The organism is Pseudomonas syringae group sp. 26L6 (genome assembly GCF_032587815.1).
GTDB lineage: Bacteria > Pseudomonadota > Gammaproteobacteria > Pseudomonadales > Pseudomonadaceae > Aquipseudomonas > Aquipseudomonas amygdali.
The window spans coordinates 129,216-145,007 of record NZ_JAWHPJ010000003.1; the positions used below are offsets into that span (position 1 = coordinate 129,216).

The window sequence follows — 15,792 nt, forward strand, 5'->3', positions numbered from 1 at the left end:
GGTTAGAGGGGATGTCGTGCCATTCGGTTCATTTTTGCCCGGACTTATTAAAATCAGTGGTTTAGCTGACGCCATCTCTCTGACAGTGAGGGCGAGTCGGCAATTCCTTGACTTAAAATGCCGCTAAAAACGCCTGCCGTGACAGTTTTCCGTCACGGCAATGTCTGGTTATTTTTGCTCACTGAGCATTCAGCGCCTGCCCGTTTATGCCCTTACTGTCCGGTCCCATCAAGTATAGGTAGACCGGCATGATGTCTTCAGGCGCAGGATTGTTCTGCGGGTTTTCGTCAGGGTAGGCCTGCGCACGCATACCGGTACGGGTAGCGCCCGGGTTGATGCTGTTGGCCCGCACACTGGTGACGCCTTCAAGCTCGTCGGCGAGGGTTTGCATCAGTCCTTCGGTAGCAAATTTCGACACCCCGTACGCGCCCCATTGCGCGCGGCCTTTGCGACCAACGCTGCTGGAAGTGAAGGCCACCGATGCATCGGTCGAGCGCCGAAGCAGTGGCAGCAATGCTTGGGTGAGCATGAAGGTGGCATTGACGTTGACGTGCATGACCTGCATGAAGTCTTCGCCTGGCAGGTGTTCCACTGAAGTGCGCGGTCCGATGATCGAGGCGTTGTGCAGCAGCCCGTCAAGACGGCCGACTTTGCGCTCGATCATGGTCGCCAGGTCGTGATACTGCGCGGGGTCGGCGCTTTCCAGATCGAAGGGTATGACCAACGGCAGCAGATGACCTGCTGCCTGTATCTCGTCATGCACCTGAGCCAGGCTGGCTTCAGTTCTGCCCAGCAGCAGAACAGTCGCGCCATGCGCTGCGTAGGTTTTTGCGGCTGCAGCACCGATGCCGCGAGCGGCACCGGTGACCAGAATGATCCGGCCCTTGAGCAGTTCCGGGTGCGCTGAGTAGTCAAACATGTAAAACCTCGTTCAGCAGCTGCACAGTGCGTTATCCAGCACCTTGCGCAGTTCCAGCGGATGATCGACCACCACGTCGGCACCCCAGTGATCAGGATTGTCGTCGGGGTGGATGTAGCCGTAGCGCACGGCAGCAGTCTTGGTGCCTGCGTCGCGGCCGGACTCAATGTCGCGCAGATCGTCGCCTACGAACAGGACGCTGGCCGGGTCGAGGTCGAGCATCTTGCAGGCCAGAATCATCGGCTCGGGGTGTGGCTTGCTGTGCGTGACGTGGTCCGGGCAGATCAGTACGGCGGAGCGTTCGGCCAGGCCGAGCTGTTCCATGATCGGCTGAGCGAAGCGCACCGGCTTGTTTGTCACCACGCCCCAGATCAGGCCGGCCTTCTCGATGTCGACCAGCAACTCGCCCATGCCATCGAACAGTCTGCTGTGGACGGCGCAGTCACGCTGATAGCGCTCCAGGAACTCGAGGCGCAATGCTTCGAATTGCGGCGCTTGCGGCGACATCGCGAAGGTCGCTGCCACCATGGCCCTGGCGCCACCTGAAACTTCATCGCGGATCAGTTTGTCCGGTACGGGGGGAAGGCCGCGGTCGGCCAGCATCGCCTGAGCAATGGCGATGAAGTCCGGTGCGGTGTCGAGCAGGGTGCCGTCCATGTCGAATAAAACCGCTCTCAAACGCATGTCTCACGCCTCCCGCAGGGTCTGGATCATGTAGTTGACGTCGACGTCGGAGGCCAGCTTGTAATGCTTGGTCAGCGGATTGTAGGTCAGACCGATGATGTCCTTGACCTGCAAGCCTGCATCGCGGCTCCAGGCACCCAGTTCGGAAGGGCGGATGAATTTTTTGAAGTCGTGGGTCCCGCGTGGCAGCAGGTTGAGGATGTATTCGGCACCGACCACAGCGAACAGATAAGCTTTCGGGTTGCGGTTGATGGTCGAGAAAAACACCTGACCGCCCGGCTTGACCATGCGATAGCAAGCGCGGATCACCGACGATGGGTCCGGTACGTGCTCAAGCATTTCCAGGCACGTCACCACATCGAACTGCTCGGGCATCTCTTCGGCCATGTCCTCGGCGGTGATCTGCCGATACTCGACGCTGACGCCTGATTCAAGCTGATGCAGCTGTGCGACGGCCAGCGGCGCTTCGCCCATGTCGATGCCGGTGACCGTTGCGCCGCGCAGGGCCATCGCCTCGCTGAGAATGCCGCCGCCGCAGCCCACGTCGAGCACCTTCTTGCCTGCCAGGCCGACACGCTCGTCGATCCAGTTGACGCGCAGCGGGTTGATGTCATGCAGCGGCTTGAATTCGCTTTCGCGGTCCCACCAGCGATGGGCCAGGGCCTCGAATTTAGCGATTTCTGCGCGGTCGACGTTGCTCATGGGTGTCCCTCTTGAACTCAAAATTCTTTTTCATCAGTCAGGCTTATAGATAAGCCTGGCTGGCATGTGTTCGGTCCGAATCGAATTATTCGGCTTTACCGGAAATACGCTGGCCCCACGCAATCGCGGTGTCGCGCAGTGCGGGTTCATCCATGCGAGTCAGCCGGCGAGCGTCGAGCAATTGCTTGCCGGCCACCCAGACATGGCTTACGCAATCGCGGCCAGTGGCATATATAAGCTGCGATACCGGGTCGTAGATCGGTTGCTGGGCCAGACCCGACAGGTCGAAAGCGACCATGTCTGCCGCCTTGCCGATCTCCAGCGAGCCGGTCTCGGCCTGAATACCCAGGGCGCGAGCGCCGTTCAGCGTCGCCATGCGCAGCGCACGGTGTGCATCCAGTGCCGTGGCCGAACCGGCAACAGCCTTGGCCAGCAAGGCGGCGGTGCGGGTTTCGCCGAGCAGGTCCAGGTCATTGTTGCTGGCGGCACCATCGGTACCTACCGCAACGTTCACACCGGCCTGCCACAATCGTTCGACCGGGCAGAAACCGCTGGCCAGCTTGAGATTGGATTCTGGGCAATGAATCACGCTGGTATTGCTTTCCACCAGCAGGGCCAGATCGTCGTCGTTGATCTGTGTCATGTGCACGGCCTGGAAGCGCGGGCCGAGCATGCCCAGCCGATTCAAGCGGGCGAGAGGGCGCTCCTGGCGCTGTTCGACAGCCTGTTCGACTTCGAATGCGGTCTCATGGACATGCATCTGAATCATGGCGTCCAGTTCATCGGCGATAACCCGGACCTTCTCCAGATTCTCGTCGCCCACGGTGTAGGGCGCATGCGGGCCAAAGGCGATCTTGATGCGTGGATGATGGGCGAGGTCGTTGAACAGCTCGATACCGTTGTGCAGTGCTTCATCCGTTGTGTGAGCCCCCGGAATCGGGAAATCCAGTACCGGAACGGTGATCTGCGCGCGCATGCCGCTGGCGTGGACGCGCTCGGCAGCCACCTTGGGGTAGAAATACATGTCCGAGAAGCAGGTGATGCCGCCCTTGAGCTGCTCGGCGATGGCCAGGTCGGTGCCATCGCGAACGAAGTCTTCGTTGACCCATTTGCCTTCGGCGGGCCAGATATGGTCCTGCAGCCAGGTCATCAGTGGCAGGTCATCGGCCAGCCCGCGAAACAGTGTCATGGCTGCATGACCGTGGGCGTTGATCAGGCCTGGGCTGAGCAGCATGCCGGGAAGCTCCTGCACCTGCACTGCGTTTTGCCTCAATGCCTCGGCCCGCGGCCCTATATAGACGATACAGCCGTCGCGCACGCCGATGCCGTGGTCCTTGAGCACCACGCCTGCGGGCTCGACCGGCACCAGCCAGGCGGGCAGGAGCAAAAGGTCGAGCGGTGCTGTAGCGTTCGGCATGAGAAGGTTTCCATCGTTTATTACGTTGATGGCGAAGTATACCCGAGCGTCTTCGCAGGCGGCTCGCTATAATCAACGGCTTTTGATGCTGGGTTTCGGATGTTCAAGATGGAGTTGGCGATGCGCGATCGACTGTTGGCTGCAGAGAAAGTTAAGGCCATCGATTGGCGAGACGACGCTCTGTACCTGCTGGACCAGCGGGTACTGCCGTTCGAGGAAGTCTGGCACCGCTATACCACCGCCGAGGGAGTCGCCGAGGCGATTCGCACGATGGTCGTGCGCGGGGCACCGGCTATCGGTATCAGTGCCGCCTACGGTGCGGTGCTGGGCGCACGTGCGCGCATTACCGAAGGCGAGGACTGGTATCCGGCGCTGGAAGAAGACATGCAGTTGCTGGCCGACTCACGCCCGACCGCCGTGAACCTGTTCTGGGCGCTGAACCGGATGCGTGATCGTCTGATGCGTGTGAAGGACGGTGACGATCCGCTCGTGGCCCTTGAGGCAGAAGCCGTGGCGATTCACTTGAGTGATCGCGAGGCCAATCTGACCATGGCGCAACTGGGCGCCGACCTGATCCGCAGGCATCAAGGCAACTTGCAGACGGTGCTCACCCACTGCAATACCGGAGCGTTGGCCACCGGTGGTTTCGGGACTGCGCTGGGCGTGATCCGCGCAGCGCATCTGGAAGGCATGATCGAGCGGGTTTATGCCGATGAAACCAGGCCCTGGCTGCAGGGTTCGCGGCTTACCGCCTGGGAGCTGGCCAATGAAGGCATCCCGGTCACCCTGAATGCAGACTCCGCCGCTGCGCACCTGATGCGTACCAAGGGCATTACCTGGGTCATCGTCGGGGCTGATCGCATCACCGCCAATGGCGATGTTGCGAACAAGATCGGCACCTATCAGCTTGCCGTAGCCGCGATGCACCACGGGGTGCGCTTCATGGTAGTGGCACCGAGTTCGACCATCGATATGGAGATGGCCAGCGGCGACGACATCATCATTGAAGAGCGCGACGGCCGTGAGCTGCTTGAAGTGGGCGGTCAGCGGGTCGGTGCACAGGTCGAGGCCTTCAATCCGGTGTTCGATGTGACACCGGCAGACCTGATCGATGCGATTGTGACCGAGAAGGGCATTGTCGAGCGTCCCGATACCGCCCGGATGGCGCAATTGATGAGCCGTAAACACCTTCACTGATGCGGTCGGGCTCGAGCCGTTGCCGCTGTGCAATGCGGCTGGGCGGGCCTGTAAGCGTTTCTCAGGCGTCTTGCAGGCCGGTGGCTCGTTTTCAGCGCCTGCAAAGGATGTGAGCGCCTCGGCGATTGTGGTAATATCCGGCGGTTATCGGGGACACTGATTGTAGTCGCCCAAGCTGCGTAGATTCATGGCATAACTCGTTGATTTGTCGTAAGTCGCTGCCCTGCACATGCTGGCAGCGGCGAGCTTCGTATACCCCGAATGGGTTTGCGAGGTTTCACCAGAAAAAGGAATCAGGCTTCTCATGGGCGAACTGGCCAAAGAAATCCTCCCGGTCAATATCGAAGACGAGCTGAAGCAGTCCTACCTCGACTACGCGATGAGCGTAATCGTCGGTCGAGCACTGCCCGATGCGCGCGACGGCTTGAAGCCCGTGCACCGGCGCGTGTTGTTCGCAATGAGCGAGCTGGGTAACGACTGGAACAAGCCGTACAAGAAATCCGCCCGTGTGGTTGGTGACGTGATCGGTAAGTATCACCCGCACGGCGATACAGCCGTGTACGACACCATCGTTCGTATGGCTCAGCCATTCTCGCTACGCTACCTGCTGGTAGACGGTCAGGGCAACTTCGGTTCGGTCGATGGCGACAACGCTGCGGCCATGCGATACACCGAAGTGCGCATGACCAAGCTGGCGCACGAGCTGCTGGCCGACCTGCACAAGGAAACCGTGGACTGGGTGCCGAACTACGACGGCACCGAAATGATCCCCGCGGTCATGCCGACCCGTATTCCCAACCTGCTGGTCAACGGTTCCAGCGGTATCGCCGTGGGCATGGCGACCAACATTCCGCCGCACAACCTTGGTGAAGTCATCGACGGTTGCCTGGCACTGATCGACAACCCCGAGTTGACGATCGATGAGCTGATGCAGTACATCCCCGGCCCGGATTTCCCGACAGCGGCGATCATCAACGGCCGTGCGGGTATCATCGAAGCCTATCGTACGGGTCGTGGACGCATTTACATGCGTGCCCGCTCCATCGTCGAAGACATCGACAAGGTCGGCGGACGCCAGCAGATCGTCATCACCGAACTGCCGTACCAGCTTAACAAGGCACGTCTGATCGAGAAGATCGCCGAGCTGGTCAAGGAAAAGAAACTCGAAGGCATTACCGAGCTGCGTGACGAGTCCGACAAGGACGGTATGCGCGTGGTCATCGAGCTGCGTCGTGGCGAAGTGCCAGAGGTTGTTCTTAACAACCTTTATGCCCAGACCCAGCTGCAAAGCGTTTTCGGTATCAACATCGTTGCCCTGATTGACGGCCGTCCACGCATCCTTAACCTCAAGGACCTGCTGGAAGCCTTTGTTCGTCACCGTCGCGAAGTGGTTACCCGCCGTACCGTATTCGAGCTGCGCAAGGCGCGTGAGCGTGGCCATATCCTTGAAGGTCAGGCTGTTGCGTTGTCCAACATCGACCCGGTCATCGCCCTCATCAAGGCCTCTCCGACACCTGCAGAAGCCAAGGAAGCGCTGATCAAGACGCCTTGGGAATCAAGCGCAGTGGTCGAAATGGTCGAGCGTGCAGGTGCCGATTCGTGCCGCCCTGAGAACCTGGACCCGCAATACGGTCTGCGTGAAGGCAAGTATTTCCTGTCACCGGAACAGGCTCAGGCCATTCTGGAACTGCGTCTGCATCGCCTGACCGGTCTGGAACACGAGAAGCTGCTGGGCGAGTACCAGGAAATCCTCAACCAGATCGGCGAGCTGATCCGCATCCTCAACAGCGCAACGCGCCTGATGGAAGTGATCCGCGAAGAGCTGGAAGTGATCCGCTCCGAGTACGGCGATGCCCGTCGTACCGAGATTCTCGATGCACGTCTGGACCTGACCCTGGGTGACCTGATCACCGAAGAAGAGCGAGTGGTCACCATCTCCCATGGCGGCTATGCCAAGACCCAGCCATTGGCGGTCTATCAGGCTCAGCGTCGTGGCGGCAAGGGCAAGTCGGCCACCGGCATCAAGGATGAGGATTACATTGCTCACCTGCTGGTCGCCAACAGCCACACGACACTGCTGATGTTCTCCAGCAAGGGCAAGGTGTACTGGCTCAAGACCTATGAGATCCCGGAAGCGTCCCGCGCTGCCCGTGGTCGTCCGTTGGTCAACCTGTTGCCGCTGAGCGACGGCGAATACATCACCACCATGCTGCCGGTTGACCTCGAAGCCATGCGCAAGCGTGCCGACGAAGAAGGCGAAGCCCTCGAAGGCGAGCTGGACGACGCGGAAAACAGCAGCGAGACCGAAGAAGAGCGCAAGGCCCGTATCAAGGCCGCCGACAAGAAGAAGGCTCCGTTCATCTTCATGTCCACCGCCAACGGTACCGTCAAGAAGACCCCGCTGGTTGCATTCAGCCGTCAACGCAGTTCGGGCCTCATTGCCCTTGAGCTGGACGAGGGCGACATCCTGATCTCCGCTGCCATTACCGATGGCGAACAGGAAATCATGCTGTTCTCCGATGGCGGCAAAGTGACCCGCTTCAAGGAATCCGATGTGCGCGCCATGGGGCGTACCGCTCGCGGCGTGCGTGGCATGCGTCTGCCAGAAGGGCAAAAGCTCATTTCGATGCTGATCCCGGAAGAAGGCAGCCAGATCCTCACCGCTTCCGAGCGCGGTTACGGCAAGCGTACGGCCATTTCCGAGTTCCCCGAGTACAAGCGCGGCGGTCAGGGTGTCATCGCCATGGTCAGCAACGAGCGTAACGGCCGTCTGGTTGGCGCAGTTCAGGTGCTTGATGGCGAAGAAATCATGCTGATTTCCGATCAGGGCACGCTGGTGCGTACCCGGGTGGGCGAAGTGTCCAGTCTGGGCCGTAACACTCAGGGTGTGACCCTGATCAAGCTGGCCAGCGACGAGAAACTGGTCGGTCTGGAGCGTGTTCAGGAGCCGTCGGAAGTCGAAGGCGAAGAGCTTGAAGGCGAAGAAGTTATCGACGGCGTGATTGTCGATGCCGCTGAAGCTGAAGTGGGCGACGCCGGTGAAGACCTGCAAGCGGACGCTGCGCCAGACGAAGACGAACCGCAGAACTGAGTTGTAGCGTAAATCAGGTAAGGGCTGGCTCGTCTGTGAGTGCATCTGCATTCCAGGCAAGTCCAGCCCTTGCGACATTCGGCCAGCCCTGCAGCCGGATCAGAATTTCAGCAAGGAGCTGCCAGTCGCTGCGGCGTCTGTCTGCTCGTGGCAAGCAACCAGAAACAAGCGCGTACAGACCCAACGTATTTGACGAGAGTGGATATGAGCAAGCGAGCCTTTAACTTCTGCGCAGGTCCTGCTGCGCTTCCTGAAGCTGTTCTGCTGCGTGCCCAGGCGGAACTCCTCGACTGGCACGGCAAAGGCCTTTCCGTCATGGAAATGAGCCACCGCAGTGACGAGTTCGTCTCCATTGCCACCAAGGCCGAGCAGGATCTGCGCGATCTGCTGTCCATCCCCTCCAATTACAAAGTGCTGTTCCTGCAAGGCGGCGCGAGCCAGCAGTTCGCGCAGATTGCGCTGAACCTGCTGCCGGAAAACGGCAAGGCCGATTACATCGATACCGGCATCTGGTCGCAGAAGGCTATCGACGAGGCATCGCGCTACGGCACGGTCAACGTCGCCGCCAGCGCCAAACCTTACGACTACTTTGCCATTCCCGGTCAGAACGAATGGAAGCTGTCCAAGGATGCTGCCTACGTTCACTACGCGCCAAACGAAACCATTGGAGGTCTGGAATTCAACTGGATTCCTGAAACGGGCGACGTGCCGCTGGTGGCTGACATGTCTTCGGACATCCTCTCGCGTCCGGTGGATATTTCGCGTTTCGGCATGATCTACGCCGGTGCCCAGAAGAACATCGGCCCGAGCGGCATCGTGGTGGTGATCATTCGTGAAGACCTGCTGGGCCGCGCACGTTCGCTGTGCCCGACCATGCTCGACTACAAAGTCGCTGCCGACAATGGCTCGATGTACAACACGCCGCCGACTCTCGCCTGGTACCTGTCGGGGCTGGTCTTCGAATGGCTCAAGGAGCAGGGCGGTGTCGAGGCAATCGGCAAGCGCAACGATATCAAGCAGCGCACGCTGTATGACTTCATCGACGCCAGCGAGCTGTACAGCAACCCCATCAACAAGCCTGATCGTTCGTGGATGAACGTACCGTTCCGTCTGGCTGACGATCGCCTCGACAAGCCTTTCCTGGCAGGTGCTGATGCAAACGGCCTGCTCAACCTCAAAGGCCATCGCTCGGTGGGCGGCATGCGTGCGTCCATCTACAACGCTGTCGATATCAACGCGGTCAACGCGCTGGTGGCCTACATGAAAGATTTCGAGAAGGAGCACGGCTGATGTCCGAGCAAGAACTCAAGGCGCTTCGCGTCCGTATCGACAGCCTCGATGAGAAAGTTCTGGAGCTGATCAGCGAGCGTGCCCGCTGCGCCCAGGAAGTGGCCAGGGTCAAGATGTCCTCGCTGGCGGAAGGCGAAGTGCCTGTGTTCTACCGTCCGGAGCGCGAAGCTGCGGTGCTGAGGCGAGTCATGGACCGCAATCGTGGTCCGTTGAGCAACGAAGAGATGGCGCGTCTGTTCCGCGAAATCATGTCTTCCTGCCTCGCATTGGAGCAGCCGCTCAAGGTCGCCTATCTCGGGCCTGAGGGGACGTTCACCCAGGCCGCGGCGATGAAGCATTTCGGGCATGCAGTCATCAGTCTGCCGATGGCTGCGATTGACGAAGTGTTTCGTGAAGTGGTTGCCGGTGCCGTGAATTTTGGCGTGGTCCCGGTGGAAAACTCCACCGAAGGCGCGGTCAACCATACGCTCGACAGCTTTCTTGAGCACGACATGGTGATCTGTGGAGAAGTCGAGCTGCGTATCCACCACCATTTGCTGGTTGGCGAAAGCACCAAGACGCAAAGCATTTCGCGCATTTATTCTCACGCTCAGTCGCTGGCCCAGTGCCGCAAATGGCTCGATGCTCATTACCCGAATGTCGAACGTGTGGCCGTTGCCAGCAACGCCGAAGCCGCCAAGCGGGTCAAGGGCGAGTGGAATTCGGCGGCTATCGCTGGCGATATGGCGGCAGGCCTGTATGGTCTGACGCGTCTTGCGGAAAAGATCGAAGATCGCCCGGACAACTCCACGCGCTTCCTCATCATCGGCAACCAGGAAGTCCCGCCGACCGGCGATGACAAGACCTCGATCATTGTGTCGATGAGCAACAAGCCGGGTGCGCTGCACGAGCTGCTGGTGCCGTTTCACGAGAGCGGCCTGGACCTGACACGCATCGAAACCCGCCCGTCGCGCAGTGGCAAGTGGACTTACGTGTTTTTCATCGACTTTGTCGGCCATCACCAGGACCCGCTGGTCAAGGCCGTGCTGGAAAAAATCAGAAGTGAAGCCGTTGCCTTGAAGGTGCTGGGTTCCTACCCGAAAGCGGTTCTTTGAGGGTGTTGTGCATGATCCGTTTGTTTGTTGTCTTGTCGGGCTGTCAGGTGTGTTCGCGTGGTTGATGTGATTTCGGAACAACCTGCCCGGCCGTTGATCGGTCGTCTGGTGGTCGTGGGGCTTGGGCTGATCGGCGGCTCCTTTGCCAAGGGCGTGCGCGAAAGCGGCCTGTGTCGCGAAGTCGTCGGCGTCGATCTTGATCCGCAGTCGCGAAAGCTGGCTGTCGAACTGGGGGTAGTGGATCGCTGTGAGGCCGATCTTGCCGTGGCCTGTCATGGCGCCGACGTGATTCAGTTGGCGGTGCCGATTCTGGCTATGGAAAAGCTCCTCGCGCTGCTTGCGCCGCTGGATCTGGGTAACGCAATTCTCACCGATGTCGGCAGTGCCAAAGGCAATGTGGTCAGCGCTGCGCGCCAGGCATTCGGCCATATGCCGACACGTTTTGTGCCCGGGCATCCGATTGCCGGGTCCGAGCAGAGCGGCGTTGAAGCATCCAACGCGGCGCTGTTCAGGCGTCATAAAGTCATTCTGACTCCGCTGGCTGAGACCGATCCTCAAGCGGTGGCGATTGTCGACCGGTTGTGGTCTGCCTTGGGCGCCGATGTCGAGCACATGCAGGTCGAGCGTCACGATGAGGTGTTGGCTGCAACCAGCCATCTGCCGCATTTGCTGGCATTCGGTCTGGTCGACTCACTGGCCAAGCGTAATGAAAACCTGGACATATTCAGGTATGCCGCTGGCGGTTTTCGTGATTTCACGCGTATCGCAGGCAGCGATCCGACCATGTGGCACGACATCTTCATGGCCAATCGGCAGGCAGTACTGCGCACGCTGGACAGCTTTCGTACGGATCTCGATGCCTTGCGCGATGCGGTAGACGCTGGCGATGGCGCACAACTGAAGGATGTGTTCACCCGCGCTCGCGCAGCCAGGGAGCACTTCGGCAGAATTCTGGCCAGTCGTGCCCGGGTCGATATAGCGTCTGGCGACCATCGTGAGGTTCGCGGCGGGCCTGCGGATGGCGTGAGCCACCACATCAAAGGGCCGGTGGATGTCATGTCTGCGGTGCTGTTCATGGTGGCAACGTCGATCAGCGAAGGGTGCGACTTGCTGCTCGAGGACGTTCCGGTCAGTTCCCCTTGTGAGGGGGCGATCGATATCCTGCGCCTGATGGGCGGCGACATCGTGCTGCAAAATGTCCGCAAACTGGCGAGCGGGACGCTCGCAGACCTGCATGTCCGCTCCGCCCGGCTGAAAGGGGCTGATATTCCTGAAGCGCTGGTGCCATTGGCGATCAATACATTTCCGGTACTGCTTGTTGCCGCAGCGTGTGCAGAAGGGCGTACCATTCTGCGCGGCGCACAGGCGCTGCAAGCCGACGAGTCAGAGTGCGTCAGGCTGATGGCCGATGGTCTGCTGGCTCTGGGTATCGAGGCCGAGCCTGTGCTGGATGGCATTATTATCGAAGGCGGTGTGCCGGGTGGCGGCGAGGTTGATGCTCGCAGCGATCAGCGTATCGTCATGGCGTTTCGCGTTGCATCGTTGAGGGCTTCGGCGCCCATCCGTATTCAAGCGTGCGCGGATGCCGCCGCATCGTTTCCCCATTTTCTGGCGCTGTGCGCTCAGGTTGGCATGCGTGTAGCGCAAGAGGACAAAAAGTGAAAATCAAAGCTCCCGTTATCACCATCGACGGACCCAGCGGTTCCGGAAAGGGCACTGTAGCCGGGTTGCTGGCCAGAAAACTCGGCTGGTGCCTGCTTGATTCCGGTGCGTTGTATCGTCTTCTGGCTTTTGCCGCGCGCAATCATGGCGTCGACCTGACCAATGAAGAAGCGCTCAAGCTTCTGGCCGCTCATCTGGATGTGCAGTTCGAAGCGACTGCGGCGGGGCAGGGGCAGCGCATCATTCTGGAAGGCGAGGATGTCACCCATGCCATTCGCAACGAGCAGGTAGGCAGCGGCGCGTCGCAGGTGGCTTCGCTGCCGGCGGTGCGCGACGCCTTGCTGTTGCGCCAGCGCGCTTTTCAGGAGGAGCCGGGCCTTGTTGCGGATGGTCGCGACATGGGCACCGTGGTGTTCCCGGATGCGCCACTGAAGATTTTCCTCACTGCCAGTGCCGAGGAGCGTGCGCGCAGGCGTTACTTGCAGTTGAAGGCCAAGGGCGATGATGTTAGTCTGTCGAGTCTGCTAGATGAGATATGTGCACGCGACGAGCGTGACACCCAGCGAGCGGTAGCCCCGCTGAAGCCGGCGCACGACGCCATACAGCTGGATTCCACTGAATTGTCCATCGAGCAGGTGCTGGAACGCATTCTGAGCGAAATCGCGCTTCGCGGTATCGCCGGATGACGAAGAAGCGTGTGGGAGACCAGTCATAGTCCCGCAGGCTTTCTTTTACTTGAACGAAACCCACGTTGTCTGGAGCGTGGCAGATGGGCGTATTCTTCGCCCTTGATCAACAGGAATTAAAATGAGCGAAAGCTTTGCAGAACTTTTTGAAGAAAGCCTAAAGACCCTCAACCTTCAGGCTGGTTCGATCATCACCGCTATCATCGTGGATATCGACTACCAGGCAGGTTGGGTTACGGTTCACGCCGGTCTGAAATCTGAAGGCCTCATCCCGCTGGAACAGTTCCACAACGACGCTGGCGAGCTGACCATCAAGATCGGCGATGAAGTTCACGTTGCGCTGGACGCGGTCGAAGATGGCTTTGGCGAAACCAAGCTGTCCCGCGAAAAAGCCAAGCGTGCCGAGTGCTGGATCGTTCTGGAAGCGGCTTTCGCAGCTGAAGAAGTGGTCAAGGGCGTTATCAACGGTAAGGTTAAAGGCGGCTTCACTGTCGACGTTAACGGCATCCGTGCGTTCCTGCCTGGTTCTCTGGTTGACGTCCGCCCTGTGCGTGACACGACTCACCTGGAAGGCAAAGAGCTCGAGTTCAAGGTCATCAAGCTGGACCAGAAGCGCAACAACGTTGTCGTTTCCCGTCGCAGTGTCCTGGAAGCCGAGAACAGTGCCGAGCGCGAAGCTCTGCTCGAGTCCCTGCAGGAAGGCCAACAGGTCAAGGGTATCGTCAAGAACCTCACCGATTACGGCGCATTCGTCGATCTGGGTGGCGTCGATGGCCTGCTGCACATCACCGACATGGCCTGGAAGCGCATCAAGCATCCATCGGAAATCGTCAACGTTGGCGATGAGATCGATGTAAAGGTCCTGAAGTACGATCGCGAGCGCAATCGTGTTTCCCTGGGTCTGAAGCAACTGGGTGAAGATCCATGGGTTGCTATCAAGGCTCGCTACCCGGAAAGCACCCGCGTTACCGCGCGTGTTACCAACCTGACCGACTACGGCTGCTTCGCAGAGCTGGAAGAAGGCGTGGAAGGCCTGGTACACGTTTCCGAAATGGACTGGACCAACAAGAACATCCACCCTTCGAAAGTCGTTCAGGTTGGCGACGAAGTGGAAGTCATGGTTCTGGACATCGACGAAGAGCGTCGTCGTATCTCCCTCGGCATCAAACAGTGCAAATCCAACCCATGGGAAGATTTCTCTGGCCAGTTCAACAAGGGCGATAAAATCTCCGGCACCATCAAGTCGATCACCGATTTCGGTATCTTCATTGGTCTGGACGGCGGCATCGACGGCCTGGTTCACCTGTCCGATATCTCCTGGAACGAAGTGGGCGAAGAAGCCGTACGTCGCTTCAAGAAGGGCGACGAGCTCGACACTGTGATCCTGTCTGTTGATCCTGAGCGTGAGCGCATCTCGCTGGGTATCAAGCAGCTGGAAAGCGATCCGTTCTCCGAGTACGTCACTGTCAATGACAAGGGCGCTATCGTTCGCGGTATCGTTAAAGAAGTTGACGCCAAAGGCGCCATCATCACCCTGGCCGACGACATCGAAGCGACCCTCAAAGCCTCCGAAATCAGCCGTGACCGCGTTGAAGACGCGCGTAACGTTCTGAAAGAAGGCGAAGAGATCGAAGCCAAGATCATCAGCGTTGACCGCAAGAGCCGCGTAATCAGCTTGTCCATCAAGTCGAAAGACGTTGAAGACGAGAAAGAAGCCATTCAGAGCCTGCGTAGCAAGCCTGAAGTCGCTGAAAGCACTGGTCCTACCACCATTGGTGATCTGCTGCGCGCGCAAATGGAAAAACAGAACTAAGTTCTGCTTGACCACAAAAAGGACGACTTCGGTCGTCCTTTTTTATTTCTGCTGCTAAGGCCTTACAGGCCCTTGTTTCAGGAATGTCTGCACATGCACTGCCCTAGCTGCCAAATGTCCTCAGTAGCCTCTCAGGCCGTCTCTATTCTTCGAATGCTTCAGCTCCCTTCCGATACGTCTCGCCTGTAATGTGGGCGTAATCTTTTCATGCCTGGTAGACAGTGTTGAACATAAGTCAATAGATGGGCTGTTCAAATTCATCCGGTCATGCTAAAACCTTCCAAGCGCTGATCTAGCTGCTTGAAAAAGAAGGGAAAAATATGACGAAGTCGGAGTTGATCGAACGAATTGTCACCCATCAAGGGCTGCTCTCATCCAAGGATGTCGAGCTGGCCATCAAGACCATGCTTGAACAAATGTCCCAGTGCCTGGCGACCGGTGACCGAATTGAAATTCGGGGCTTTGGCAGCTTTTCGCTGCATTACCGTGCACCGCGAGTAGGGCGCAATCCGAAGACCGGTCAGTCGGTCAGCCTCGACGGCAAGTTTGTCCCGCATTTCAAGCCGGGCAAAGAGCTGCGGGATCGGGTCAATGAGGATGAAGAAGAGGGCTTTTGAAGCCATTCACCACAGGATCATCAGATGCGTATCTTCAAACGAGTCATTTTGATCGTCGCCGTGTTGCTTGCTGTTTTGGCAACAGCCGTGTTCGTTCTTGAAAACCGGCAATCTGTCGCGGTAACTTTTTTCGGCTGGTCAGCGCCTCAGCTTCCGTTGGCATTGCCTGTTGTCCTCGCTCTGCTGCTGGGCATGATTATCGGCCCAGTGCTGACATGGATAACCAGTCTTCGAAAAAAACGTGCGCCTTCCCCTCGCTCCGTCTGAGCATCACAGCAGCGCTGATCAGGCGTCGCCGCAGGCATTTCTGGCGACGTGATATGCGTATTCTCCACGCCCTTGCGCTCAATTGAATGCCATGCGGCGTTTTGAGGCTGGCGTGTAATTCATGTCTATAGTCGGTATTTTTCAAAAAAAGCCGACTTATAATTCTGTCAGTTTATTCTTATGTTTTACGAGGAATAGTTACTTCGGTATGTAGGAATATTCTCTTTTTTAATTAAGGTGCCCATTCTAAAGGGCTATCCGGTTATCTTCTTTAGCAGCGTCTATTGCTGCTGTTCTGACGGCTTTGTGTCAAGTCTTGAAAATAAGCCTTTCACGTGCAGAATGCGCCGAAA

Annotated in this window: 13 protein-coding genes; 9 read left to right on the forward strand and 4 right to left on the reverse strand. The window is 58.6% G+C overall.

Annotated features, from left to right (window positions below; all coding sequences use genetic code 11):
- Window positions 1-178: 178 nt before the first annotated feature.
- From RYA97_RS01425 to RYA97_RS01440, 4 genes are all read right to left on the reverse strand, one after another.
- Window positions 179-919, reverse strand: coding sequence for a YciK family oxidoreductase (locus tag RYA97_RS01425; RefSeq protein ID WP_005744705.1), 741 nt, complete (start codon window positions 917-919; stop codon window positions 179-181).
- Window positions 920-931: 12 nt separating this feature from the next.
- Window positions 932-1,603, reverse strand: a complete 672-nt coding sequence (gene mupP, locus RYA97_RS01430) for an N-acetylmuramic acid 6-phosphate phosphatase MupP (RefSeq protein ID WP_005731282.1) — start codon at window positions 1,601-1,603, stop codon at window positions 932-934.
- Between the two features lie 3 nt (window positions 1,604-1,606).
- The gene (gene ubiG, locus RYA97_RS01435; protein ID WP_002554570.1) at window positions 1,607-2,305 is read right to left on the reverse strand and encodes a bifunctional 2-polyprenyl-6-hydroxyphenol methylase/3-demethylubiquinol 3-O-methyltransferase UbiG; all 699 of its coding nucleotides are present in this window, start codon (window positions 2,303-2,305) and stop codon (window positions 1,607-1,609) included.
- A gap of 85 nt (window positions 2,306-2,390) precedes the next feature.
- Complete coding sequence (locus tag RYA97_RS01440) at window positions 2,391-3,722, reverse strand: TRZ/ATZ family hydrolase (protein WP_005782580.1); 1,332 nt, start codon at window positions 3,720-3,722, stop codon at window positions 2,391-2,393.
- A gap of 120 nt (window positions 3,723-3,842) precedes the next feature.
- Between RYA97_RS01440 and mtnA the strand changes: the two genes are divergently transcribed.
- The 9 genes from mtnA to RYA97_RS01485 all read left to right on the forward strand — a co-directional run bounded on the left by mtnA (window position 3,843) and on the right by RYA97_RS01485 (window position 15,439).
- Window positions 3,843-4,919 (forward strand): S-methyl-5-thioribose-1-phosphate isomerase, encoded by a 1,077-nt coding sequence (mtnA, locus tag RYA97_RS01445; RefSeq protein WP_016981427.1) that lies wholly within the window; start codon window positions 3,843-3,845, stop codon window positions 4,917-4,919.
- 304 nt (window positions 4,920-5,223) lie between these two features.
- Window positions 5,224-8,010 (forward strand): DNA gyrase subunit A, encoded by a 2,787-nt coding sequence (gyrA, locus tag RYA97_RS01450; RefSeq protein ID WP_004665965.1) that lies wholly within the window; start codon window positions 5,224-5,226, stop codon window positions 8,008-8,010.
- Between the two features lie 204 nt (window positions 8,011-8,214).
- The gene (gene serC, locus RYA97_RS01455; RefSeq protein WP_005744699.1) at window positions 8,215-9,300 is read left to right on the forward strand and encodes a 3-phosphoserine/phosphohydroxythreonine transaminase; all 1,086 of its coding nucleotides are present in this window, start codon (window positions 8,215-8,217) and stop codon (window positions 9,298-9,300) included.
- A complete protein-coding gene (gene pheA / locus RYA97_RS01460) occupies window positions 9,300-10,394 on the forward strand; it encodes a prephenate dehydratase (RefSeq protein WP_005755158.1) in 1,095 nt (364 codons plus the stop codon). The genes serC and pheA overlap by 1 nt, the downstream gene beginning before the upstream one ends.
- A 57-nt stretch (window positions 10,395-10,451) precedes the next feature.
- A complete protein-coding gene (locus RYA97_RS01465) occupies window positions 10,452-12,056 on the forward strand; it encodes a prephenate dehydrogenase/arogenate dehydrogenase family protein (protein ID WP_316891753.1) in 1,605 nt (534 codons plus the stop codon).
- Entirely contained in the window at window positions 12,053-12,742 is a 690-nt protein-coding gene (gene cmk, locus RYA97_RS01470; protein WP_002554563.1) for a (d)CMP kinase, read from the forward strand. The genes RYA97_RS01465 and cmk overlap by 4 nt, the downstream gene beginning before the upstream one ends.
- Window positions 12,743-12,863: 121 nt before the next feature.
- Window positions 12,864-14,555 (forward strand): 30S ribosomal protein S1, encoded by a 1,692-nt coding sequence (rpsA, locus tag RYA97_RS01475; protein ID WP_002554562.1) that lies wholly within the window; start codon window positions 12,864-12,866, stop codon window positions 14,553-14,555.
- A gap of 320 nt (window positions 14,556-14,875) precedes the next feature.
- Window positions 14,876-15,172, forward strand: coding sequence for an integration host factor subunit beta (gene ihfB / locus RYA97_RS01480; RefSeq protein WP_002554561.1), 297 nt, complete (start codon window positions 14,876-14,878; stop codon window positions 15,170-15,172).
- A 24-nt stretch (window positions 15,173-15,196) separates the two neighbouring features.
- Window positions 15,197-15,439, forward strand: a complete 243-nt coding sequence (locus RYA97_RS01485; protein WP_004657309.1) for a lipopolysaccharide assembly protein LapA domain-containing protein — start codon at window positions 15,197-15,199, stop codon at window positions 15,437-15,439.
- Window positions 15,440-15,792: the final 353 nt, after the last annotated feature.